The organism is Pontibacter locisalis, from assembly GCF_042684605.1.
Classification (GTDB): Bacteria; Bacteroidota; Bacteroidia; order Cytophagales; family Hymenobacteraceae; genus Pontibacter; species Pontibacter locisalis.
In genome coordinates this window covers 51,807-75,484 of the sequence record NZ_JBHULU010000004.1, presented here as the reverse complement: position 1 = coordinate 75,484, position 23,678 = coordinate 51,807, and the positions used below count along the sequence as shown (strand labels likewise).

Annotated in this window: 24 protein-coding genes and 1 riboswitch; of the genes, 14 read left to right on the top strand and 10 right to left on the bottom strand. The window is 43.7% G+C overall.

The window, feature by feature from the left end; genetic code table 11:
* Window positions 1-2 precede the first annotated feature (2 nt).
* From ACFSRY_RS03455 to uvrB, 10 genes are all read left to right on the top strand, one after another.
* Complete coding sequence (locus tag ACFSRY_RS03455) at window positions 3-776, top strand: phosphosulfolactate synthase (protein WP_377503368.1); 774 nt, start codon at window positions 3-5, stop codon at window positions 774-776.
* Window positions 777-853: 77 nt separating this feature from the next.
* On the top strand, window positions 854-1,828 hold the full coding sequence (locus tag ACFSRY_RS03450) for a DUF368 domain-containing protein (RefSeq protein ID WP_377503367.1): 975 nt from the start codon (window positions 854-856) through the stop codon (window positions 1,826-1,828).
* A 2-nt stretch (window positions 1,829-1,830) separates the two neighbouring features.
* Window positions 1,831-2,565, top strand: a complete 735-nt coding sequence (locus ACFSRY_RS03445; RefSeq protein ID WP_377503366.1) for a shikimate dehydrogenase family protein — start codon at window positions 1,831-1,833, stop codon at window positions 2,563-2,565.
* Between the two features lie 105 nt (window positions 2,566-2,670).
* The gene (locus ACFSRY_RS03440; protein ID WP_377503365.1) at window positions 2,671-3,075 is read left to right on the top strand and encodes a YkvA family protein; all 405 of its coding nucleotides are present in this window, start codon (window positions 2,671-2,673) and stop codon (window positions 3,073-3,075) included.
* Between the two features lie 307 nt (window positions 3,076-3,382).
* Complete coding sequence (locus tag ACFSRY_RS03435; RefSeq protein ID WP_377503364.1) at window positions 3,383-3,961, top strand: RNA polymerase sigma factor; 579 nt, start codon at window positions 3,383-3,385, stop codon at window positions 3,959-3,961.
* Entirely contained in the window at window positions 3,945-5,594 is a 1,650-nt protein-coding gene (locus tag ACFSRY_RS03430) for an outer membrane beta-barrel protein (protein ID WP_377503363.1), read from the top strand. The genes ACFSRY_RS03435 and ACFSRY_RS03430 overlap by 17 nt, the downstream gene beginning before the upstream one ends.
* Window positions 5,595-5,684: 90 nt before the next feature.
* Window positions 5,685-6,101: a hypothetical protein gene (locus ACFSRY_RS03425; protein WP_377503362.1), complete on the top strand. Its 417-nt coding sequence runs from the start codon at window positions 5,685-5,687 to the stop codon at window positions 6,099-6,101.
* 25 nt (window positions 6,102-6,126) lie between these two features.
* Window positions 6,127-6,573 carry a hypothetical protein gene (locus ACFSRY_RS03420; RefSeq protein ID WP_377503361.1) on the top strand — a complete coding sequence of 149 codons (447 nt, stop codon included), beginning with the start codon at window positions 6,127-6,129 and terminating at the stop codon, window positions 6,571-6,573.
* A gap of 90 nt (window positions 6,574-6,663) precedes the next feature.
* A complete protein-coding gene (locus tag ACFSRY_RS03415; protein ID WP_377503360.1) occupies window positions 6,664-7,035 on the top strand; it encodes a hypothetical protein in 372 nt (123 codons plus the stop codon).
* A 450-nt stretch (window positions 7,036-7,485) separates the two neighbouring features.
* A complete protein-coding gene (gene uvrB / locus ACFSRY_RS03410) occupies window positions 7,486-9,513 on the top strand; it encodes an excinuclease ABC subunit UvrB (protein ID WP_377503359.1) in 2,028 nt (675 codons plus the stop codon).
* Window positions 9,514-9,889: 376 nt separating this feature from the next.
* On the opposite strand, the gene ACFSRY_RS03405 is transcribed toward uvrB, so the two are convergent.
* Window positions 9,890-10,459 (bottom strand): fasciclin domain-containing protein, encoded by a 570-nt coding sequence (locus ACFSRY_RS03405; RefSeq protein ID WP_377503358.1) that lies wholly within the window; start codon window positions 10,457-10,459, stop codon window positions 9,890-9,892.
* A gap of 497 nt (window positions 10,460-10,956) precedes the next feature.
* Between ACFSRY_RS03405 and ACFSRY_RS03400 the strand changes: the two genes are divergently transcribed.
* Window positions 10,957-11,874 carry a DUF6624 domain-containing protein gene (locus ACFSRY_RS03400; protein ID WP_377503357.1) on the top strand — a complete coding sequence of 306 codons (918 nt, stop codon included), beginning with the start codon at window positions 10,957-10,959 and terminating at the stop codon, window positions 11,872-11,874.
* 35 nt (window positions 11,875-11,909) lie between these two features.
* On the opposite strand, the gene ACFSRY_RS03395 is transcribed toward ACFSRY_RS03400, so the two are convergent.
* Window positions 11,910-14,114 carry a B12-binding domain-containing radical SAM protein gene (locus ACFSRY_RS03395; protein ID WP_377503356.1) on the bottom strand — a complete coding sequence of 735 codons (2,205 nt, stop codon included), beginning with the start codon at window positions 14,112-14,114 and terminating at the stop codon, window positions 11,910-11,912.
* Window positions 14,115-14,421: 307 nt separating this feature from the next.
* Between ACFSRY_RS03395 and ACFSRY_RS03390 the strand changes: the two genes are divergently transcribed.
* Complete coding sequence (locus ACFSRY_RS03390; RefSeq protein WP_377503355.1) at window positions 14,422-14,961, top strand: hypothetical protein; 540 nt, start codon at window positions 14,422-14,424, stop codon at window positions 14,959-14,961.
* 343 nt (window positions 14,962-15,304) lie between these two features.
* On the opposite strand, the gene ACFSRY_RS03385 is transcribed toward ACFSRY_RS03390, so the two are convergent.
* Complete coding sequence (locus ACFSRY_RS03385) at window positions 15,305-15,472, bottom strand: hypothetical protein (protein WP_377503354.1); 168 nt, start codon at window positions 15,470-15,472, stop codon at window positions 15,305-15,307.
* Window positions 15,473-15,628: 156 nt separating this feature from the next.
* On the opposite strand from ACFSRY_RS03385, the gene ACFSRY_RS03380 reads away from it, so the two are divergent.
* Complete coding sequence (locus ACFSRY_RS03380) at window positions 15,629-15,931, top strand: hypothetical protein (RefSeq protein ID WP_377503353.1); 303 nt, start codon at window positions 15,629-15,631, stop codon at window positions 15,929-15,931.
* Between the two features lie 71 nt (window positions 15,932-16,002).
* Here the strand turns inward: ACFSRY_RS03380 and ACFSRY_RS03375 are convergent, their stop codons facing one another.
* Together ACFSRY_RS03375 and ACFSRY_RS03370 are read right to left on the bottom strand one after the other, a co-directional pair.
* Window positions 16,003-17,085, bottom strand: a complete 1,083-nt coding sequence (locus tag ACFSRY_RS03375; RefSeq protein WP_377503352.1) for a YncE family protein — start codon at window positions 17,083-17,085, stop codon at window positions 16,003-16,005.
* A gap of 21 nt (window positions 17,086-17,106) precedes the next feature.
* On the bottom strand, window positions 17,107-19,023 hold the full coding sequence (locus ACFSRY_RS03370; RefSeq protein ID WP_377503351.1) for a TonB-dependent receptor plug domain-containing protein: 1,917 nt from the start codon (window positions 19,021-19,023) through the stop codon (window positions 17,107-17,109).
* 105 nt (window positions 19,024-19,128) lie between these two features.
* Window positions 19,129-19,336, bottom strand: a riboswitch (cobalamin riboswitch).
* A 75-nt stretch (window positions 19,337-19,411) separates the two neighbouring features.
* Between ACFSRY_RS03370 and ACFSRY_RS03365 the strand changes: the two genes are divergently transcribed.
* Complete coding sequence (locus ACFSRY_RS03365) at window positions 19,412-20,050, top strand: DNA-3-methyladenine glycosylase (RefSeq protein WP_377503350.1); 639 nt, start codon at window positions 19,412-19,414, stop codon at window positions 20,048-20,050.
* 6 nt (window positions 20,051-20,056) lie between these two features.
* Here ACFSRY_RS03365 and ACFSRY_RS03360 read toward each other — a convergent pair whose 3' ends face one another.
* The 5 genes from ACFSRY_RS03360 to ACFSRY_RS03340 form a co-directional block, all read right to left on the bottom strand.
* Window positions 20,057-21,202 carry an alpha/beta hydrolase-fold protein gene (locus tag ACFSRY_RS03360; RefSeq protein ID WP_377503349.1) on the bottom strand — a complete coding sequence of 382 codons (1,146 nt, stop codon included), beginning with the start codon at window positions 21,200-21,202 and terminating at the stop codon, window positions 20,057-20,059.
* Window positions 21,203-21,496: 294 nt separating this feature from the next.
* Window positions 21,497-21,679, bottom strand: a complete 183-nt coding sequence (locus tag ACFSRY_RS03355) for a hypothetical protein (protein WP_377503348.1) — start codon at window positions 21,677-21,679, stop codon at window positions 21,497-21,499.
* Between the two features lie 19 nt (window positions 21,680-21,698).
* Window positions 21,699-21,953, bottom strand: a complete 255-nt coding sequence (locus ACFSRY_RS03350) for a hypothetical protein (protein WP_377503347.1) — start codon at window positions 21,951-21,953, stop codon at window positions 21,699-21,701.
* Window positions 21,954-22,019: 66 nt separating this feature from the next.
* Entirely contained in the window at window positions 22,020-22,274 is a 255-nt protein-coding gene (locus tag ACFSRY_RS03345; RefSeq protein ID WP_377503346.1) for a hypothetical protein, read from the bottom strand.
* A gap of 96 nt (window positions 22,275-22,370) precedes the next feature.
* Window positions 22,371-23,609 carry a THUMP-like domain-containing protein gene (locus ACFSRY_RS03340; RefSeq protein WP_377503345.1) on the bottom strand — a complete coding sequence of 413 codons (1,239 nt, stop codon included), beginning with the start codon at window positions 23,607-23,609 and terminating at the stop codon, window positions 22,371-22,373.
* Window positions 23,610-23,678 lie beyond the last annotated feature (69 nt).

Genomic DNA, 23,678 nt, shown 5'->3' with positions numbered 1-23,678 from the left:
AGATGAACTATTCGCTAAAAAGCATCCCTGAGCGCGAAGCTAAACCTCGTGAGCGAGGCTTTACCATGGCTATGGACAAAGGTCTTAGCGTGCGGGAGGTAGAAGATTTCTTGGAAGTAGCAGGAGATTATGTAGACATTGTAAAACTGGGTTGGGGTACCTCTTACGTTTCTCCTAACTTACAGAAGAAGCTGGATGTTTATAAAGCTGCAGGAATTCCTACTTATTTTGGCGGAACTCTATTTGAGGCGTTTATCATCAGAGACCAGTTTGATGATTACCGCCGCATACTTGATAAGTATAACATGACCTTTGCCGAGGTTTCTGACGGTTCTATTGAGCTGCCGCACGAAGTAAAGTGTGATTATATTTCTAAGCTGTCAGAGCAGGTAACAGTACTTTCAGAGGTAGGGTCTAAAGACGCCGAGAAGATCATTCCACCTTATATGTGGATTAAGCTGATGCGCGCTGAACTGGAAGCAGGAGCCTGGAAGGTGATTGGCGAGGCACGTGAAGGCGGTAACGTAGGTTTGTTCCGTTCTACGGGTGAAGTACGTAGTGGTCTTGTGGAAGAGATCCTAACAGAGATTCCATTTGAGAAGATCTTGTGGGAGGCTCCACAAAAAGCACAGCAGGTATGGTTTATTAAGTTACTTGGTGCGAACGTAAACCTTGGAAACATTGCTCCAAATGAGGTAATTCCGTTGGAGACGATTCGTTTGGGATTGAGAGGTGATACATTTATGCACTTCCTTGACGTAGAAAAACCTTGCTAATAGGTTAAAGTATAAAATCAAAAGTATATAAATTGCCCGTCGGTACGCCCGCACGGGCAATTTTATTTAAGCATGTTATGAGCCAGGTAAAAGAGTCAAAAGGTTTGATGAAAAGGAGAACACTGAAAGAATATATCCTACTTTTTTCGAAAGGAGTAGGGATGGGGGCTGCCGATGTAGTTCCAGGTGTTTCAGGAGGTACTATTGCCTTTATCACCGGTATTTATGAAGAGCTGTTAGGTTCAATCCGTTCTGTAGATGGTGAGGCGATCAGGCTGTTATCTAAATTTAAGCTGTTAGACTTCTGGAAGCACATCAATGGTACTTTTCTGGTAGTGTTACTGGCCGGGATTGGCTTGTCTTTTGCCTCACTCTCCAGGCTGATCTTATATTTGTTAGAATACTACCCTGAAATGTTGTGGTCCTTCTTTTTCGGGTTGATCATGGCTTCGGCGGTGGTTGTGGCAAAAAAGATAACCCGTTGGACGCCGGGCGTGATCATAGCGGGGATACTAGGTGCTGCTATTGCTTTTTATATTACTGTAGCTACCCCGGGGCAGACGCCGGAGGCATACTGGTTTATATTCTTATCTGGCGCTATCGCTATCTGTGCCATGATCCTTCCGGGAATTTCAGGAAGCTTTATACTCGTGTTGCTGGCTAAGTATGAATACATCATGCTTGCTCTCAAAGAACTTAAACTAGGCATCATAATTACGTTCGGGTTGGGCTGTATCACTGGTATACTTTCTTTCTCGCATGTCATTAACTGGATGCTGAAGAATTACCACAATGTTACCGTTGCCTTACTGACGGGTTTTATGGTTGGCTCATTAAATAAAGTCTGGCCCTGGAAGGTAACGGTGCAAACCTATACAGATCGCCATGGTGAGGTGAAGCCACTGGTGCAGGATAATGTACTGCCGGGCGCCTATGAGGTGCTTACAGGGCAGGAGGCTTATCTGGTATATGGTGTGGTGCTGGCTATATTTGGTTTTCTGCTGGTGTATCTCATTGATTATTTCACTGATGATAACACTACAAAAGTATAACCATGCGGAAATTTGGCCTTATCGGGAAAAAGTTGGGACACTCCTTCTCCAAGAAGTACTTCAGCACCAAGTTTGAGCGTGAGGGAATAAAAGAAGCAAGCTATGACCTGTATGAGTTAGAAGAGATAGGCAGGCTAAAAGACCTTTTTCAGCGTGAACCGGAGCTTGCAGGCTTAAATGTTACGATCCCTTATAAGCAGGATGTAATTCCCCTTCTGGACGAGTTGGATGAAGCTGCAACGAAGATTGGTGCTGTAAATACAATTAAAATAGAAAGTGGGCTTACCAAAGGCTTTAATACGGATTACATAGGCTTTAAAGCTACGCTAGAAGAATTTTATCCCGCTGCTGATCGGGGTAAAGCACTAGTGCTTGGTACTGGTGGAGCAGCAAAAGCTGTTTTTGCTGCGTTGGCAGACATGCAGGTTTCCTATTCTGTTGTATCGCGGAGTCCGGTGGGAGATGAGTTACGTTATGAGCAGATAACACCGAAGCTTCTGCAGGTTTTCAACCTGATAATAAACACTACTCCGCTTGGTATGGCCCCGAATGTGGATACCTTTCCGGTCTTGCCCTACACCGCATTAACAAACAAGCATTATGCATATGATCTGGTTTATAATCCGGAGCAAACACTCTTTCTTGAGAAATGTGCATCAGCAGGTGCCAAAACAATGAACGGCTTACCTATGCTCTTTGCTCAGGCTGAGGCTGCCTGGAAAATCTGGAATTCCTAACACCAGATATACATAAAAAAATATTATATATAAAAGTTGCTACATATTGCAACACTTAGCAGGTGCAGGTACGTAGAAGTGCTAAAGCTACAACCTACTAAGAATATGATGCAACTTAACACCCTCAAGCAGAAAACTAACGCGATCAATACTGAAATCTATTCCCTGTACCTGTCGTACCGCGATGAGCGTGTGAGGTGGTATGTGCGCATTTTGGTAGCTTTCTTCATTGGTTACGCTGTTAGCCCCATTGATTTCATCCCTGACTTAGTGCCGGTTTTTGGCTTTCTGGATGATGTGCTGGTAGTGGCTCTTGGCTTTCATTTCTCTTATCAGTTAATGGCAAAGAACATAGTTGAACAGGCCCGGCTTCAGGCACTTGAAGGTGTGAATAAATCTTCACAAAGCGGCGCACTGGGTGCCAACAGAATTGTGAATTATGTGTGGTTGTTAGTTTTTACACTTGTAGCACTTTTGGTTTATAAGTTTTTAAACCCCTCTTTTGTGTAACATTCTGTACAACGTTAAACCACCTCTTTACAAGTTATTGAGCTAAATAAATAATAAGTGAACTACTTGTTTGTCAAAGCCTCCTGCCAGGGAGGCTTTTTGCTTTACCTTCACTAAATATTCAGAAATAATTTTATAGTAAGTAGGTATATAAGCATCAGATTATTATAATTTTGTCTTTGTATTGTGACAGGTGGCAATAATCCTCTTAATGTTCACCTGGTCCTGCAAAAAAATCTTATCCGCCTTGCAACCATTATGGTCCGGATGGAATCATCATGATGAAAAAGGCATAAACTAGTACTGCTTGGGACTTTTTACAAAACCAAAATCTGAGGAAGATAAGCTCATAGAGGGTTGCACTGCCGGTAAGCGGGAGATGCAACGGCTTCTATATGACCTTTATTCCAAAAAGATGATGGCTGTATGCCTGCGTTATGCCCCTACTACTTTTGAGGCAGAGGATATTATGCAGGATGCATTTGTGAAAATTTTTTCGAACCTTCAGAATTTTAAGAAGGATTGTCCTCTTGAGTTCTGGATTCGAAAGATCATGGTAAATACGGCTCTAAAGCATTTAAGGAGTAAACAGCTTCTTACGGTTTCACATGAAACTGATGAAGTTGCTAATATCACTTCTGATGCGTGTAGCCTTAGCAGCTACAATTTGGATGAGCTTATGAGCATGATTCAAAGCCTTGCTCCACGTTACAGGATGGTTTTCAACCTTTATGCAATTGAGGGTTACAACCACAAGGAGATTGGTGAAATGCTGGGCATTTCCGAAGGTACTTCAAAGTCACAATATTCACGCGCAAGGGCTATTCTTCAGAATATGCTCACGCGCCAGGAACAAAACTATAATGAGCATGTCATCAGCAGCTAATCATAAGCGGGGACCACTGGAAGAAGAATTCCAGCGCCGGATGCACGACGCTGAGGCCTCGCCATCACCTGACCTATGGGCCCGCATAGATCATGACCTGACGTTACAGGAAAGCAAACATTATAAAGGAAGAATGGTGTTGTACCGCCAGCTGGCAGCAGCATGCTTTATTCTCTTTGTGATGGCAGGAGCCTTGTTAACCTATCATTTTAAAGCAGATGAGGCTGCAGTTGTTGCTTCTGCCCAACCTGCTAATGCTCCGGCTGATGTTAGCCAGTTGGCAAAAGCAGAGGAGGGGCCTGTGCAGCAAAGCCGTGCAGAAAAGGAGTTGGGAAGTTTAACTGCTCCGGTTCCTGCTAAAGAGGATATTGCCTACAGTACGCAGGTCATTGCAACAGAAGAGTTAGTGTATGCGATTGATGAAGAGAGTTTGTTAGCAGATGTAGGCAGGCAAAATAAAGGTGAAGAGGTTGCTCCTGGTATAGCAGCCTTAGAGAGTTCATCAAAGGATGATCTCAGTTTTAGCACTTTTGACAACACCGATGGAAATCTTCCAGAGGAAAAATCTGCTTTCGATTCCCTTAAACCTTTTTACCAGACAGCAAGACAGGCAATAGCAGCTGTACCTCCTTCCTATAGCAATTCGTTTGGACGAACCACAGGTGTGCAACAGAATGATGAACAGCATAAATCCCTGGTAGAGTTAAGCAAGTCTGCAAAAGAAGGGGTTGCTACAATTTTGAAGAAAAGCGAAGATTTAGCGCTGGCACTTAATGATAATAAAGGCAGCAAAGAAGAAAAAGAAAGCGATACTGATAGCCGCTGGACGGTTGGCATGGGGTATGCACCTTCATATTTCAACCAGAACATTGGCATGCCACAACAAATGATGCAAACAGTTCAAAGAGCTAGTTTTGTGGCAAACGGCCCTGACAAGTCCTTAAGGTCATCCTCCAACATGGAGGAGGCGCGTAATGAGTTCGAGGAGAATACAGACCCTGCATTCTCTTATGCCGTTGAGGCAAAGGCAGGCTTTAAGCTTACCAAGAAACTAAGGTTGCTTGCGGGTTTAGGATTCACGCAGAATACCTCGCGTACAAAATCAAGCTATATTTTAACGCAGTACTGGTTTAAGCCTTATACCGATGAACGTGTGGCTTTACCGCCAACAACTATATTCCTGCCGTCGCTTAATAACAACTTCTCCACAGATTCTTTAAGCGTTGATAAAACAGATGATTTTTATGTGAATTACCGGTACCGCCATTTAGTGTTGCCAGTTGGTTTGCAGTATGAAGGTGGTATTAACAAAGACTGGTTCTGGTATACTTCCGGTGGGGTAGCCGCAAACTTTCTGGTAGAAACAACCTTTATGGCTACTAATGATGAAGTGAAAGATGTTAGCTACAACCATGGGGATGAATCTCCTTTTAGAAAGGTACAGTTCTCTGGTAATGTGTCGCTTGGAGTTGGCAAGCGCATCTCCAATGCTGTCTCAGTAACAGCCGGACCTGAATTCAGGGGCTACTTTAATTCACTTTTAGCAGAGCCTGACAAAGCACTTGCACCGCAGGGAAGCCCTTATACAATCGGGCTAAACATGTCGGTGAACTATGACCTGGGTAGGCGGTAAAAATAGTTACTCCTTTTTTACCAGGTGTGCAACCATAAGAGATTTTACGGGGTCATGTAAATGTAAACCGAGTGATAAAAGCCCCTAACTATGAAAATTACGCATAACACTTTTGCAGCTTATGTGGCTGTCCTTAAAGCCAACCTATCCGGCTGGTATGTACTGTTAGCTCTGCTGCTGCTGTCTGTGCTGATATCCGGTTGTGAAGACGTAGCCGTATGCCCGGGGCCTGAGGAAGCGTGTGCAACAGAGGTAACTGCTGTAGGTGTACAATGTAGTTATGGTGCCTTTAATACTATCTGGTTTAAAACAGAAGACGGCAGGTATCTGCAACCCTGGGTAAATGAATCTGCCGTTGAGGCTGTTGTTACAGGGCAGAAGTACAGGATTGGTTTCAGATTAACTGAAAGGGATGAGAGGTATAAAAATATTGCTACCTGTAAGGCATTTGTACCTGACGCAGACGCAATAGCTGTAACCTGCCTTAGCCCTGTCTCCAACAACTAAACTATAACTCGCACCTCTCTAAGCTATGAAAAAGGCTACTTATATAGTTGCCGGGGTCTTTTTTGCCCTTGCCACCCTTGCTGGTTGTGCTGAAGCGGAAGATCCTTCTCCTTTACTGGAGTCTGGTAATCTTAAAGCAGCTGTTCAGGGAAAATGGGCAATCAAAAAGATAGACAACCAGCTCTGTCGGGAGTACAGCTGTAATACTAATTATTATGTTGGTACTGCACAAGATTACTTTGAATTTCGTGCAGATAGTGCTTTCCTGGTTTACAAGGAAAATAGTGTGCAGCAAAAGATATGTTTTAAAGCTGATTACTCTAGAAAAGGGGTGATCAAATTAAACACAGCAAGTTGGGTGGGAGATTTCGTTGTTGAAGATAAAGGTCCCAGCAACATGGTGCTGAAGAATGAATTTAAAGGACGTGATCCTGCGGCTGTTTTTACAGACACCTATTACCTGGCAAAGTAATCCAGCTAAGAAAAAAGACTGATGATTTGCCTTTAGAGTCTGCTTACATAATTAATTGAGATGGAAGAGCCCTTAGTACAAAATAAACCGATGAAAAGCTTTGTGTACGCAGCGTTGTTATATTTAGTGCTGTCGCTTTTGGTAATGAGTTGTGCTGAAACCCCTCCTGAGCCAGAATGCGTTAGTGCGGAAGTTATTGGCACAGACTGTAACAGCGACTGGTACATTTTGAAAATTTCTGAAGACGATAGCTCAGGGAAGCTGACAAATGGTTATGTTGGTCAGTTGCAGGGAGGGTATGTTACGACAGATAACCTTCCGGAGGAGTTGCGAAAAGCAGGAACTCAGGTGGAGGTAGCATTGGAAATTTACAACGACCATGGTCCCAGGTGTTTGACCGTTACAGTTATGTATCCCGCAGTAAAGGTAAAGCGGGTCTGCTCCAGTAAAAATAAAATTTAGGTTTTATAAATTTTTCATACTTATAAATGTTGTTTTTCTGATTAAGAAGAGACTAAGGCCTGCTGTCTTCAGCAGGCTTTTTTTGTTTTAAAATGAAATGACTGCAACCATATGCTTAAGGATTGGGTCCTCTTTTAAAAACAACATGTTGCTGCAACTGTTAACTGAGAAACCCGGACAGCACCTGTGTTTGTACTGGATATTCTGTTGCTTTCAATATAGATATAAGTAGCGAAGAAACTGCCCCGGTAGTGGCAGCAGGAAAATTAAGTTAGACATTAATTTTCTGCACATTTACTGCCAGGAAGCCTGCTGAACCCAGCAGGCTTCATTTTGTTTGCAGCCGTTTACAATATGATTCCCGTATCCATTAGTAACTATGACAGCAGGCAAACTTACTGCACATTTTATATGTTATAGTATATCTTTACTGATCCGTAAAAAAGACGAATGGATTTTAAATTAACATCAGAATTTCAACCCACTGGCGACCAGCCAAAAGCTATAGCCCAACTTACTGAAGGGATAAGAAAAGGAGAGCCTGCACAGGTGCTACTTGGTGCCACTGGCACTGGTAAAACCTTCACGATGGCGAACGTGATCAAGAACGTGGGGAAGCCTACTCTGGTGCTTTGCCATAACAAAACACTTGCAGCACAGCTTTACGGAGAGTTTAAGCAGTTTTTTCCGGAAAATGCTGTGGAGTATTTTATCTCTTACTATGACTACTATCAGCCAGAGGCCTACATTGCTTCTTCAGATGTATTCATTGAAAAAGACTTAGCCATTAATGAAGAGATAGAGAAACTGCGCCTGCATACAACTTCAGCCTTGCTTTCCGGGCGGCGTGATATTGTGGTGGTGGCATCAGTATCCTGTATCTATGGTATAGGTAATCCGGAAGAGTTCGGCAAGAATGTACTACACCTTGCTCCTGGCCAGCGGTACAGTCGCAATAACCTGCTGTATACCTTTGTGCAAATTCTTTACAGCCGCACCGAAGCTGAGTTCACACGTGGAACATTCCGGGTGAAAGGCGATACAGTGGATATTTTCCCGGCTTATGCGGACTTTGCCTATCGGCTATATTTTTTCGGGGATGAACTGGAGCAGATCCATAGAATTGATCCGCAGTCAGGCAAAAAGCTTTCGGACGAGAAAGCAGTAACGCTTTACCCTGCAAATCTTTTCGTAACCGGAAAAGACACGTTACACCAGGCTATTAATGAAATTCAGTTTGATATGGTGGCGCAGCACGAGTACTTCCTGAAAGAAGACAGGCCGACAGAGGCCAAACGGATTAAGGAACGTACAGAATTCGATCTGGAGATGATTCGGGAACTGGGATACTGCTCCGGTATAGAGAACTATTCCCGTTACTTTGACCGACGTTCCCCTGGAGCCCGACCTTTCTGCTTACTGGATTACTTCCCGGATGACTTCATGATGGTAATTGATGAAAGTCATGTAACAGTGCCACAGGTACGGGCAATGTGGGGTGGCGACCGTTCCCGTAAAGTTGCTCTGGTAGAGTATGGCTTTCGCTTGCCAGCCGCTATGGACAACCGCCCACTTACATTCAATGAATTTGAGAGCCTGATGCATCAGGTGGTGTTTGTAAGTGCCACGCCAGGCGACTATGAAATTCAAAAATCTGAAGGCGTAATAGTAGAACAGATCATACGGCCTACTGGTTTGCTGGACCCCGTGATTGAGGTAAGGCCAAGCACAAACCAGGTAGATGATCTACTGGATGAAATTGATGAGCGTGTGAAGGAAGGGGCGCGTGTGTTAGTGACTACACTTACAAAGCGTATGTCTGAAGAACTGACGAAGTACCTTGAGCGCCTGAACATCAAGACGAAGTACCTGCACTCCGAAGTTAAAACCCTGGATCGCGTGGAGATTCTTCGTGAACTGCGTTTAGGTATCATTGATGTACTGGTAGGGGTTAACCTGCTTCGTGAGGGGCTTGACCTGCCGGAGGTAAGCTTAGTAGCGATACTTGATGCTGATAAAGAAGGTTTCCTGCGTGACCAACGCTCCTTGATCCAGACAATGGGGCGTGCTGCGCGTAACGAAAAAGGAAAGGTAATTATGTACGCGGATCGTATGACGGGTTCTATGCAGCGGGCAATAGATGAAACTAACCGAAGGCGTGCTACACAAATGGCTTATAATGAAGAACACGGCATTACGCCCCGCACTATCTTTAAGTCACACGACGAGATCCGGGAACAGACTTTCGTAGCGGATGCCCGCAAGAAAGAAGTGAAGATGTATGCTGGTCCGGAAGAGGTGTCTATCGCGGCCGAGCCGATCATACAAACCATGAAGCGTGATGAGCTGGAGAAGCTGATCAAAAAGACTGAAAAGCAAATGGAAGCAGCAGCTAAAGACCTCGACTTTTTGCAGGCCGCTAAATACAGAGATGAGCTCTCGGAGCTTAGGAAGCTTCTGAAAACGAAGCGAGATTAAAAATAAAGTATAATTCATATCAAGAACAGCCGCCACCACAGCAGGCATAATGGGGCTGGGTGGCTTAGGTGTTATAGCAACAGCATACGTTACAGGTGTTTCGGAAAAGAACGATAACCGGCTTCTTGCAGTAGATCCGGAGTGGCCAGATGATGCACCTTTGAACACTTATTGGAAATGATTTCATGTGTGCGAACATGAAACCAACCACCGCGGTCAGATTGCCTGGTTAAGAGGCCGCTTACCGGGTGCTAAACCTGGTAAAGAGTAGTTAAAAAGATAACAGAAGAGGGCACTTAATAAAATGGGTGTCCTCTTCTGTTTGATTTATACTTTGCCCAATCTTGCTGTTTATATAATTAGGCTGCCACTCTTTTTATTGTGGCAACAGTACCTGGTCTACCACGTGTATTACTCCGTTGGAAGTCGGGATAGAAGCCACAATGTTGGCACCGTTCACCGTTACCTTGCCGTCTTTTACACCCATCGTAACACGGCCACCGTTTACCTGGCCAAGGCTCTGGCCGTCTTCGAAGCTATCCGCATTAAGCACGCCTACATACACGTGGTACTGCAGTATGTTACGGAGGTCGCCTCTTTTCTCAGGTTTAAGTAAACCCTCTACAGTGCCGGCAGGTAGCTTCTCAAAAGCAGCGTTGGTTGGCGCAAATACGGTAAACGGACCTGAGTTGGTTAGCACATCCACCAGGCCAGCTGTTTTTACAGCAGTTACCAAAGTAGTATGATCAGGAGAGGTAGCAGCAACTTGTACCACGTTTTTCTGGGATTCATTGTCTACCACAGATGACTGTCCGCCTGATGTTTCGGAGGAAGCTATTTCTTCCTGTTGCAGATCGGTGCTTATACCTGTCTGCTGTTCTGTTGGGTTACAGGATGCGAACACGATGCCTGCCACCACTGCTACTGCCAAGTATGCCTTTTTCATGATTTGTGGTTTTGAGTTGAAAACACTACAATATTGGCACATCAGCACATTAAAAAATATGATCTACATTAATAAGAGAAAATGATCTTTTACTCTTTTTGATGAAGAGGAGGGTTTGAGTGCTTCTGGAAAGCTTTGATGCTTGCTCAAGCGGAAAACTTCTAAGGAAGTATAAGAGAAACTGTGAAGTGACAGAGTAGTGACTGGTTTTACCCTGTTCCTGCTCCGGGGAGAAGCAGAAACAGGACCAGGAATTTCATAGTTTTATTAGATAGGTTTGGTAGTAGCAAAGCAGTTTTGTGCTGCTTTCTATACTTAAGATGCAGGTTTTTGCAAAAGGGTTGCACAGGGGTTGAAAAATATTTTAAATATTTTATTCCTCCAGAAAATAACAGGAGATAGCCTATTGTATAACTAATAATTTAGTTTTAGTTTAGAATTAAGATATGTAACTATCAATTAAACATAAAAATCCTATTTATACTTAGACCATGGTTATGAAAAGAACTTTATTAATGCTGATACTTTCCTGTATCAGCTTAACAGCTGCAGCGCAAACTGCAACCGATGCTTTTGCCAAATATGAGGCTAAAGAATATAGAGCCTCTGGCGAGATGTACGACAAAGTCCTGAAAGCAGGAAACGGAACAGCATCTGACTACTACAATGCCGCCTGCTCGTGGGCATTGGCCGGAAACAAAAATAAAGCTTTTGCCCATCTGGAGCAGGCTGTTGCAAAAGGTTATACAAGTGTAAAGCATATGCAGCAGGACTCGGATCTAAGTAGTCTGCACGCAGATAAGCGCTGGCCAAAGCTGGTAGAGGACCTGAAAAAAAGTGTGGCTGCGATTGAGACAAGTTATAATCAGCCTTTAAAAAACGAATTGGAAAGTATTTACGAAACAGACCAGCAGATACGCCGTGAGTTTTTGGCAGCAAGGGAGAAGCACGGAATGGAGTCGGTGGAGGTGAAAGCGTTAGGGCATAAAATGGAGCAGATAGATAAGGAGAACCAGGAAAAGGTGGTGGCAATAATTGAACAGCATGGCTGGCCTGGTAAAAGTATGGTTGGCATGCAGGCAAGCACTGCTGCCTTTTTAGTAATACAACATGCACCTCAAGAAATTATGGAAAAGTACCTGCCCTTAATGCGTATGGCCGCAGCGAAAGGAGAGGCGTCTAACAACCACTTGGCTATGATGGAAGACAGAGTACGTATGAATAAAGGCTTGCCTCAACTTTATGGCAGCCAGGTACAGATGAACCCCGAGACAAAACAATGGGAACTGTATAAGGTTGAAGATGAATCAAACTTAGACAAACGTCGTGCTGAGGTGGGGCTAGGCCCAATCAAAGAATATCTGAAAAGGATGGGTGTTGAGTATACGCCACCTTCAGGTGAATCTGTTAAATAATCAAAGTATAGACTAAAAGATATTATTGATAAAGGCTACAGTAACAGTAGCCCTTTCTCCCGCAGTTCAAACCAGGTCGGCGAAGCCAGGAATTCATCAAAAGTTAAGTGCGCCTCTGGAGGAAAACTATCCTGAAATTGCTTTAGAGTAAGTGCTTCCTTGCTTTCCGGCACAATCCTTTGGACTACGTCAAATAACCACTGGCCAATAGCGGCGGTAGTCTTTATCTGAAAATCTTCTCCTTTCTCAAAGAAGGTAAGTACACAGCGTTCAATGGTCTGGCCTTTCTTCGCATACATGGTGAAGTCTATCTCAGGCGTGTTGCCTAGCCAAAGCACGCGCGCATTTGTACGGGTACTATCCGGCCGGTGGGGCTGCTCTATCGCTGTGCTTATTAGTGTGGGTTTTAGCGTAGTGCGTGGTGTTTTAAAGTCAAACCAGAAAGAAAGTGGCTCCTCTAAAGCTACACCATGCATATAATTGTAAATTGCTTTGGCCAAACCTTCACCAAATAAACTATGGTCAGTGCCTTTAGGATCATCGTGCCAAAGGTCGTTGTTTGCAAAATCTCCTTCTGGAGGCCCTACCTTTACTACACCATATTTAGCTGGGTTTTTGCCTACAGGGCTATGGGCAGTCATGCTAAAACGGTGCCAGTAGCCTGACTGTATTACATTGTTCACAAAAAGCTGCCGCACTACTTCCAAAGAATCTATAGTCTCCTGAGTGGTTTGTGTAGGAAAACCATACATCAGATATGCATGCACCATGATGCCTGCCTGTGTAAAGCTGTCGGTAACGCGGGCTACCTGACCTATACTTACACCTTTTTCCATCAGGTCTAGTAAACGATCAGAGGCTACTTCAAGGCCGCCTGATACCGCTATACATCCAGAGGCAGCCAACAAGCGACACAAATCCGGGGTGAAAGTCTTTTCGAAACGGATATTTCCCCACCAACTGATTTTAACACCACGGCGGATAAGTTCGATAGCCAGGTCGCGAAGGGGTGCGGGAGGGGCTGCCTCATCTACGAAATGAAACCCAGTTTGTCCGGTTTGTCCAATGATTTGCTCAATTCGGTCTACCAGCAATGTTGCTGGTGCCACATCATACCGGTTTATATAATCCAGTGTGATGTCGCAGAAGGAGCAGCGTTTCCAGTAGCAACCATGTGCAATAGTGAGCTTGTTCCAGCGACCATCACTCCAAAGGCGGTGCATGGGATTAATCACATCTATCACGGACAAGTAGTCCTTAATAGGCAGGTCGTTGTAGTCGGGAGTACCTGCTTCTGTATGCGGAACATCCGGATCCGTGCAGCCATTGATATAGGTTACTTCGCCATTGGTAATCAAAAATGTGCGCTGTAACAGCTCCTGCTTCCGCTCTCCCTGTATGTATTCCAGTAGTTTTAGCCAAGGGCCTTCACCATCATCCAACGTCACATAATCAATATACTTGAAAAGGCGTGGCTCGCGTAAGCTTCTCAACTCTGTATTTGGATAACCGCCTCCCATAGCAGTTTTGATCTGCGGACGTAACCGCTTTATATACTGTGCCAGACGCAAACCACCATAGAGGTTTCCTGGAAACGGGATAGAAAAGCCTACTATTTCAGGGTGGACTTGTTGTAGTTTCTCCTCCAACAGCTCCAGTAACATTTTGTCTATCAAGCTGGGTTCTTCCTGTAGTGCCTCCTCCATGGGAGTAAAAGAAGTGGCAGATAAAGCCAGTTTCTCTGCGTAACGGCTAAAGGCAAAATACGGCGATATAGTTTCTTTGATTAGGTCGCCGAGGTCTTCCAGGTATAGTGTAGCCAGATAACGTGCTCTGTCAGTAATACCCATGCTCCCAAAAGCCCAATCAATATCCTCCACCTGGTCGAAACGGGATGCTTCGGGTAAGAAACGGCTAAAGCTGATCTGTTGGGCAAGCGTATGGTCCTTGTTCTGCAGAAATCTTATAGCTGGCTCTATCGTGTGTAAGTAATCGCGTTTCAGGCGTAAAATTCGGAGACTATTGTCTGATAGTTCAAATTCACCTTCTTCTATTTCATTAAAGATGCGTTGCAGCCCATCTTTTGAAAACATCTTCAACACCAGTTCGATACCCAGATCCGCTTGTGTAACGGTATAACCCTGACCTGCAAGGAAACCTTTCAAATAAGCAGTTGCAGGATAAGGGGTGTTTAGCTGCGTGAGCGGAGGTGTTATCAACAGGATGCTAGGCTTTGGCAAAATATTCGGACTTAAAATGTGGTTTAGAAACAGCTGCAAGTTGCAAAAAAATACCTTCAGAGTTTCCTTATTATCCTTTGGTGACTAGTTAACAGCCAGGTGGGTGAGGAGGTTCACTGTTGATACATAATGTTAATACTATATAATTAACTGTTAATATAATGGTTAATAAATATTTTTTAAAGGAAATATTATATGTTTAAATTTATTGCTATATTTGTATAGTTAAATAAATGATTGTGAAAGTTAAAAAAAATATAATCTTAATTAGTATAATATCCAATCTAGCACAACTGAAAAATTAGCTATGAGCGTAAAGCACGATATTCAGATGTTTTGTACAGTGATTTTGTTGATAATTGCTGCTGCTTGCTCATTATTTCAGAAAGATGTTGAGCTACGGCATACGGTAAAACTACACCCAGTGAGTTCTAATGGTATTCTTTTGCCACTTTTAGTATCAAAAAGTATAGATACCAGAACAAAAGAGCTATTAGAGTATGAAGGAGATGTGAAAAGAGTGGAGCTAACAGGTGTGTCTGTTAAATTGGATAGTTTATCAGAAGTTAACACAGAAAATATTAATGGCGAGATTGCCTTTGCAGAGGCTGGAAGTGCAGACTTTACAATATTAGGTAAGTGGGATGGTGTAAATAAAGAAAAGGACAACGTGCAGGGGGAGGAAAGAGGTATGACACTAACTGATAGCAGTGCAAGCCAGAAGTTAAGTGAACTTATGAGCAAGGGAAGAATGGTAACCTTCAGGTTCAAGACCGATATAAATTCTTACACTCCTGGTGCAGCTATGATTCTAACTCTTGATTCGAAAATAACAGTAGAAATATAACCCTTAAATAACCCCAAAATAGAAAAGCCTGTGATGTTTCACAGGCTTTTTTTAATGCTTAAACAGGAAGCATATTTAGGAAATTTTATTTACAAAGTGGTTAACACCTGGTACAACTGCAAGAACAGTAAGCGAAAGCATTGTAAAAATTACAAAAAAGGACCTCACCCAACGCAGAAAGAAACCTGAACTTAATCCAAAAACATAAAGTTCGAGGGCAGAGGCTAATAATAGACTGAAAACAGCTAGTAAAATTAGCTTTCGCTTTAGTTGTGGTTTTAGATAATTTTTCATCAATGCTTACTTGTGTTGCAAAGATATAGCTTTCAAAGAAAGTTCTATATCAGGAGTGTCCTTTTTGAGCATCCTCGTCTTCTTGTGCCTCTCTGCTATCATTCTTGGTATCAGGCTGTGGAGGGGGAGATGACTTATGCTTTTTCACTTTCTCTACATCAGAAGAATCATCTTTGGTAGTTTCTTTTAGAGGTTTATTTGTTCCCTTGTTATTCATTATCTCTTACGGTTTAGGTAATAACTGTTGTACGGAGCTATGTGCATGTTGATCCAATATTTAACTCAAACTAAGCTATAGTCGTACATTCAATAGGCGATTGTACAGTTTCAGTACAGGGCTAATGTTTAACGGATATAGGAAAACACAATAAATATGAATAAAATAAAATCATCGCTACTTACTTTGTCACTCGCTGCTTTTGCCATATTTGGTTTCACAGCCTGTGATAAAGGCACTGAACCCGGAGAGACAAACGTAGAGCGTAGTGAAATTAGAGATGAAGGTGAACTGATAGGAGAAGAGGAGGATGCAAGTCGTTACAGCGATACCTCGAGTTTAGAAAGCCACTATGACCATGCAGATCATGAAGATCATGATGATAATAAAAGAGAGGCTTTAGGAGATGGTGCCTATGATGGCAAAGGAGATGGCATAGAGCGCGACGAAGTACAATAACAAAACTATAAAAGTAAAGGGCGCCTGGAGTAGTATTCCAGGCGCCCTTTACTTTTATAGAAAATTACAGTTTAATTGAAAACAAATCCATTAGGGGCTATACCAGCTTTGAAAGTGCCAACCTGGCTGCCATCCGGATTATAGATATATACAGTTCCATCGCCAGCAAATCCGTTTGCATCACCACCATAGATTAAGCCAGTTTCAGGGTCTACATCTAAACCATAAAAGCTTCGGTTTATAAGTACTGTATTGCTCAAACTTGTAGCAGTAGTATTTTGTACAAAGGTTTTTCCCGCGTAATTAAAGTAAATTTTATCCTTGCCTGCACTTATAGCCAAATTGCTTGGCTGGCTCTGGTTGCCAGGAAAGGTATAAGATGACTGTAGCGCTTGAGTACCAGGGTTTATTACGCTTAAAGCACCCGCTGTAGTGTTGGTATAGTCAATCGTCCAATCTGAGTTGTAGGCGAGCTTTCCAGAACTCAGCACCCAGATACTGTTGTTTTTATCCAGAACAAGTGCACCCGGAGCGTCAGGGACAGTAATGGTCTTTTCTACAGTATCAGTGCTTGTATTGATGACTGATACATCATTCCCTCCGCTATTTGCGACATATAGTTTACCGTTCACCAGTAGCAGTTGCTCTGGCATTATGCCAACAGCGATTGTTTTTGTTACAGTATTAGTAGCTAAGTCTATCACCGACACACGACCTTCTCCAAAATTTACCCACTCCGTAACATAGCCTTTGCTGTTGTTAAAGGCTGTAAAATAACGAGGAAGCTGTAAGCCTTCTATCACTCCCTCAGACTTAAAAGTATAAGCATTAACTACCTCAATTTTATTGCTGTTGTTAGCTACAATATATGCCTTATCGCTGTGTATAGCCATATTCTGGACCACGTCACCAAGAGGGCGTTCTTCATTTTCTTTGCTGAAGATGCCATTCTGCACCTCCTTTGTACTGGTGTTGTAGTAGGAAATGGAGCCATTGGGTGTTCCAAAGTTCCCTTCATTTACTATAAAAACACCATCTTCAGCATAAGCACCACTAGGTCCTTCATTTTTATCTTCACAGCTTGTAAAGGCAAAAGAACCTGCAAAAATGAAGGCAGCTGTTAGAAAGCTGTTGAAAGAATTTATTTTTTTCATGTTTGGGTTAAGTATAAGTAATTAGGGTATGATAAATTTTATGTTCAAAGCCCAGCTGCGTGGAGGCATGGCTCTGTAAGCCATTGTTTGATAAACAGTGTTGGCAACATTTTCCGACCGAACTCCTAGTATAAGTGTGTTCTGGCCTATTGCCATTTTTTTGCTTAGCGCCAGGTTTAGGAGTAAAAAGTTGTCCAGAGCATTGGTTTCAGAGTTGTTGGTATAGCGTAAGCCAGTAAAATTCAGGTTTAAAAATCCGGTCCACCCTTTGTAAGTTGCATCTGTGACGAATACTGCTTTGTGGCGTGGCACATACATAAGCTGCTTGCCTTTGTCTCCAGAACCTTCATAAACATCTGCCTGCTCTGAGACAGTATAAGTATAGCCAGCCGAGCTGCTGACGTTTACCTGCCCTAGCTTAACCGAAGCTCTTGTACTTAGCTCAATACCTTTGGAAACTACTTTTTGCAGGTTGGTTGGGCGCCAGCGGCCAGTGTTGTCTGGAGACCATTGTATCCAATCATCTATCAGCATATGATAGGCTGTTGCTTCCGTTTCCCAAAGCAGGGCATTCCCTTTCACTAGTACATGGCATAACCCGCTCTCATAACTCCAGCCTTGCTCCGGTTTTAGCTCGGGGTTGCCGGCACCTATCCAAAATCGGTCATTTAGTGTTGGCACCCGATAACTGCCCGAGGTATTTCCTTTAAAAGATATCTGATGTTTGTTGCTGTTGTAAAACTTCCATTCAAGACCAAATGCAGGGGTAGGGCGAGGACTATAGGCTTCAACAAAAGCCTGACGAAGGTTAAGGCTGACCTTAAGAGATTTTAGAGGATTGTATCGGAAAAGTGCGAAGGCAGCAGCTCTGTTTTCATTTTGCTGCCCGGTGTAGCCGTCGTTTTTGGCTGAAAAATGTTGGAGGTTTAAGCCCCCGCGCAGGCTCCACCGTTCAGCATAAGCATACACTTGCTCTGCCTGCAACTGGTAAGTCAGAACATTAGCCTCCGAGTCTGTGGAGAGGTCGGTGTAATGCAAGTAGTCAGTAAAATAGGCTGCTTTAAAAATTGTTTGTCCCAGGTAGCTATCGTGGGTAAACTCCGACATCAGCTTTAAGCTTTCATCCTGCTGCTTTGCACTGTTATAGGCAGAACCCATGGCGGGTTGTATCTCCCTGTCTGCTTTTGTAAACCAGGTGTGAAAAGCAAGCTTGCTTTTAGGGGACAGGTGCCAGCTTATATCCTGAGTAAAACCATGTTGATTGAAAGCCGCATTTTCCTGCTTTACCTCAGGTTTTCCAAAGCGGGAGATGTCTTTGTAAGAAAAGTTATTCTCTGCAACTAGGGTGTAGGCACTAACGCCAACTTGTAGCTTTTGATTACTGAAGCTTAGGGTGCCAGTTCCAAACAATCGATCAAAGCTGCCCGTCTCAAGTTGCACAGCAGCACCAATCCCTTTGCTTTTGTAGTTTGGAGAACTGATCAGGACAGCACCACCAATGGCGCCACTTCCATAATTTGCAGCAGCAGAACCATATTGTAACGCGACTTCTCCAAAACCACTGATAGGTAATGTGGAGAAGTCTGTCTGACCTAAGGCTGGGGATGATATGTTGAGACCGTTCCAAAGCACTGCTGTCTGGGAGGCATTAGTTCCTCTAAAAGCAACAGAAGAGATTCCGCTGACACCGTAGCTCTTCAGGTATACAGGTGTACGGGCTTGGAGCGCTTCAGCAAGAGAACCGGAGGCATACGTACTTAGATAGGTGCTATCAAGATGTGTTACCCGACTGCCGGCAGCATATACTTCCGCAGGCTTTCCAAAAACCTCCACTACCTGCAACTGGTGCCGGCTTGTATCCTGCTGTGCTATCGCAAAAGATACTATAAGGCTACAGCAAGCCGCTAAGCACACTTTAAAAAATGAGAGTTTTGCCAATGTTGTGTTTGCTTTAGTCCCGAAGCATACTGGCAGGTAAAAGAGCAGGTACAGCAAACAAGAGTATTGCGGTGGACGTGCAGCTTTTTACCCGAAAGCATACGACAATTAAGTGTCGGACTGGCAGGTCTCCTGGCTCTCTTCGGTTAGCCCGCCTTCCCATGCTGCGGGTGCAGTACAGTGGCCGTTGGTAAAGGACTAACTTTTAAAGTGAAGATGACAGTTGCGGGAACAGCGCAGGACTTACACCTGCTTCCCTTTTAAGGTAACAACCACGGCAGTAGTTGTTGCCACCAATCTGAGAGCAAAGGTAAATAAGTTTTAGGAATGTTGGGTAGTAAATTATGAACATGTCAAGGAGTAGGCCTTTTTATCAACCCGCCATCTGATGCAACGTACCTCCAAACACAATAACAAGACAGAAGATTTGAAACTATCCAAGTCCTTTTATACCCGCCCTGATGTGGTGCAAATAGCACAGGAACTGCTGGGAAAGTATGTGTACACTAAAATAGATGGTGTTCTTACGGGCGGTATGATCGTAGAAACGGAGGCTTATGCAGGAGAAAATGACCGCGCCTGCCACGCCCATCTAAGCCGTCGTACCAAACGAACAGAGATCATGTATCATGAAGGGGGAGTGGCTTATGTTTACCTGGTATATGGCATTTACCACCTGTTTAACATCATCACAAATGAGAAAGAGAAAGCCGATGCCGTTCTGATAAGGGCTGTTGAGCCAGAGGAGGGAATAGAAGAAATGTTGCTTCGTCGTAACTTCAAAGCAATAAAGCCAAACCTTACTGCCGGCCCTGGTGTGTTTAGTATAGCTATGGGAATAGATAAAAAGCTGTATGGAGCTGATTTGACTGGTGATGTTGTTTGGCTCGAGGATAAAGGTCAGTTTATCTCGCCTGAAAACATAGCTGCCGGCCCACGCATTGGTATAGACTATGCCGGAGAAGACGCACTATTGCCCTGGCGCTTTTGGTTGAAGGGAAACAAATGGGTTAGTAAGAAAAAATAAACAGCTTTAGTTCTTTGGTGGAAGTATGGCCTTAAGTGCTACAGGCATTCTTTTCGCCCAGGCGGCTTCATTGTGTTTGGCTGTAGCATCTTTAATCCAGATAAAGTCTTTGCCTTCAACATATCCTTTTTCTTCCAAAGCTATAAGCATTTCATCAATTCCTGGCTGTAAGCGCTCTTCCAGTTCCAAGCCACCGTTATCTATATAAAAGTACAGTCTCTTCTTCTCTCCCTGATAGCTGCGAACATCTTTCACAAAGTCAATGTGTTGGATTTTGAAAGCTGGCGACATACATATAGCTTTTGAAAAGATGGCAGGATACTCCCATGCCAGCATAAAAGACATGATTCCCCCAGCGGAAGATCCACCTGTAAAAGTGTGTTCCCTTTCTTTCTTTGTCCTGTATGTTTGGTCAATAAAAGGTTTAACTGTGTTCACTACAAAGTCCATGTAGGCGGAGCCCTTTTTACCGGGAGTGTATTCTTCGCTTCTGTCGGGGGTGTTATTGATACCTACTATTATGACTGGCTCTATGGCACCGATCCTTATCAGGCTATCCGCTGTCTCATCAATCTGCCAATCGGTGCCGAATGAACTGGTGGAAGGGTCGAAAATGTTTTGGCCGTCGTGCATGTACAAGACAGGATACTGCTTAGTACCGGATTCATAGCCCGGCGGTAACCAGACGATTAAATCTCTCTTAAGCAGGTTTCCCCCGCTTACAGCCTTATGGATTTCTGTTTTGCCTGTTACACCGCCTTTAAAGGTATGACTCTCCTTTTTTAACCAGTGTTGTATCTCGTTTCTAACGGTAGTGTCCTGCGTAACCTTCAGTCCAAAGTTCTGGAGCGGCTGAGCTTTATTGTCAGTGGCTTCACGATCCCAGGATCCAAGTGTATACTTGTACTCCAGGTAATTATATGGGTGTGGCAGTTTGATAGTTTTGGTCCAGGTGTGGTTGCCAATGTATTTCATCGCGACTTTGGCTGGGTTCCAATTTCCTAACTGAGGCATATTTCCGGTAATGTAAACAGTAGCTGTATCTGCCAGGGAAGGAGATACCATCTGAAAGTTGATCTTATAGCTCTTCTGTGGATAAGCTGTTGAGATGCAAAAGAGAGTAACTAAAGCGGAAATCAGAATTGCTTTCATGTAGCGGTTGCTGGGGAAAAGGTGTAGTAATCATACCTGAAGTAAGAAATAAACTACTGCAAAGAAAGTTACAGAGAAAAAAAGTCCAGCCACCACATCATCCGTCTTTACAGTTCTTTTAGTTAGGAGCCTGTACAAAACCCACCCGGCAAAAACAAGCGCGAGGATAATACCAGTCTTAACGAAAATCATGATGATAGTAATTGTGTAGTTAGAAGCTTTTACTGAAGATAGGTATAAAAAAGAGCAGCCACAACATTACTGCTGTGGCTGCCCCTCTTTGCTTCTTATTGTTTATTTTCTGTTGCGTTCTCTGTCCTGTTCGTTATCAGTCCTGCCTTGAGGCGTCTGCTTCCCTTTTAGAGGTGTGTTTGTTGTGTCACGCTCTAAGCTGTTGGAAATATCGTTCTTGTTTTTTTTGTTCTTGTCAGTCAGGTTAGAATCTTTGTTTTTATTTTGGTCTTTCATTGTTTTCATAGTTATAATTAGAAATTAATTATTCTTCTGAAGAGCTTTTCTTCTCCTTGCCGGCATCATTTGCGCCTGCGCGTGGGCTTTGCCAGCCTCTGCCCTGCGTTGGTTTATTTTGATTACTTACTTTTGATGCGGTCTTAGTCTCTGCACTGGGATTAGTAGCATCCTTCAGCGAAGCTTGTGTAGCTAATACGCTTCCTTTCTTACCTGCATCGTAAGACTTCTGTGGATTACTGGAAAAGCCATGGAATTCCCAGTTTGTTCTTTCTCCTTTCATGTGTAAGTTATTTAGGTAAAACATATAGGCTCCTTTCTGCAGCCCTTGATTCCTGAACCTGTTGTACTAAGATTTGTCTTTTCCTGTATTCTTGTGGCTCTGGCTACCAGCTTTGGCGTGTCCTTCAGAATCACCATGCCAGCCTCTGCCCTGGCTGCTTGGAATATTAGTGGCGCTTCCGCTGCCACTCACATTCGGAGAAGAAGTACTGTTTTGTGAGGTTGTTTCTCCCTTCAGGTCTTTACCTGGTTTCATAGTGCGGGAGGTGTCGTTAATATCAGCAGCCATTCTGCTCTGATTCTTGTCTTTGTTGGTCTTCATAGCATTTCGGGTTAATGTAGCAAAGGCCTACAAAAGAGCAGGCCTATACACTAGTGTACGAGGCTAAGCAGCGGTAGTTGGCAGGAAATTAGATAATTATGCCTTTCGGCAAACCAGTACGATGGGCTTTTGATGCATATCAGTAGTGAAGAACAAGTAAGTATCTCCGCCTTCTTTTATGCCCGTCTTTTTACGGATCTCGGCTACTGTTTCAGGGAAATTGCGCACAGTGATATTGGCCTTTTTGTTCGGTAAGAGGCGCATTAATTCTTTCTTATTATACCTGCTAACGCTTAGGCACCTGAAGCTACGGCCTGGGAAACCGGGTACCAACGTAGCAGAAGTATATAGATGACTGTTTGGATGTAATTTGCTTAGCTCATAAAGCTGGCCGAGATAGCGATAGGCCCCTGCTTTCAGTATTGCAGCATTCGGTTCATAGATGTATTCATCAGGATCAGCGTAGTGCGGCGTTGCCTGGTTCTCATCGATACCTGTGAAGGAGACAGTTTGTGGCTCGGTATCAGGAAGAAGATTCACAGCCGTGCGTTCTATCTCTGTTGCGGGTAGTGTATTTGGCTGCAGTAAGTAAAGCACCTCCTTCACTTCGTTTTGCACTGCAACCACCCACACTTGCTTAACTTTTCCTAGCTGTTCCAGAGCCAGTTCAATATCAAGCATGGGCGAGGTTTTAAGCAGGACAGCTTTTGCTTTCGAAAAAAGAAGGGGAAGCAGGTGTAGCACGTCCGGTTCACAATCCTGGAGTAGATGCAGTTTTTCTTCTCTGCCGCCGCGCCGGGCAGGGTCCAGGTAAATAACGTCTGCCACTTCAGAGAAAGTTTGCAAAAAAGCCTCTGCCGTTGTGTTGATGCTCTGTATGTTGCTGGCTCCCAGTAAAGAAAAGTTAAAAGCCGCAGTTTGCTGTAACTCGGTGTTTTGCTCCAGGTGTATGACTTTGTCAAACTTCTTAGCAAAATAAAAACTGTCAACCCCAAAGCCGCCAGTGAGATCAATTATCAAACTGCCTTCGATAATTGAAGCTTTAAACGCTGCTGCTGTCTCTGAGGAGCTTTGCTCTACGGAAAGAGTGGCCGGGAATATCACATCCGGATTGTTTACCCAAGTAGGAAGTTTGGGTGTGGCTTTTTGCCTTGCCTGAATCTGTTGCACTAACTCCAGCACAGGCAAATGAGGATAGCGGCTGGACTGTAGCATTAAAGTAGCGGGATCACTTTTCAAGTGGTCCTGTACAAACTGCCTTTCCTCTGTCGTGAATATCCGCATCGTATTGTACCCCTTTTTGCTCCAGCTGCTATATAGTTCAAAGGTAGCCAATTTATGCTTGTGAGACTTCTGCTACAGAATAAACTCGACGGTTCTGAGAAACAATAGCTTGGGCACTGT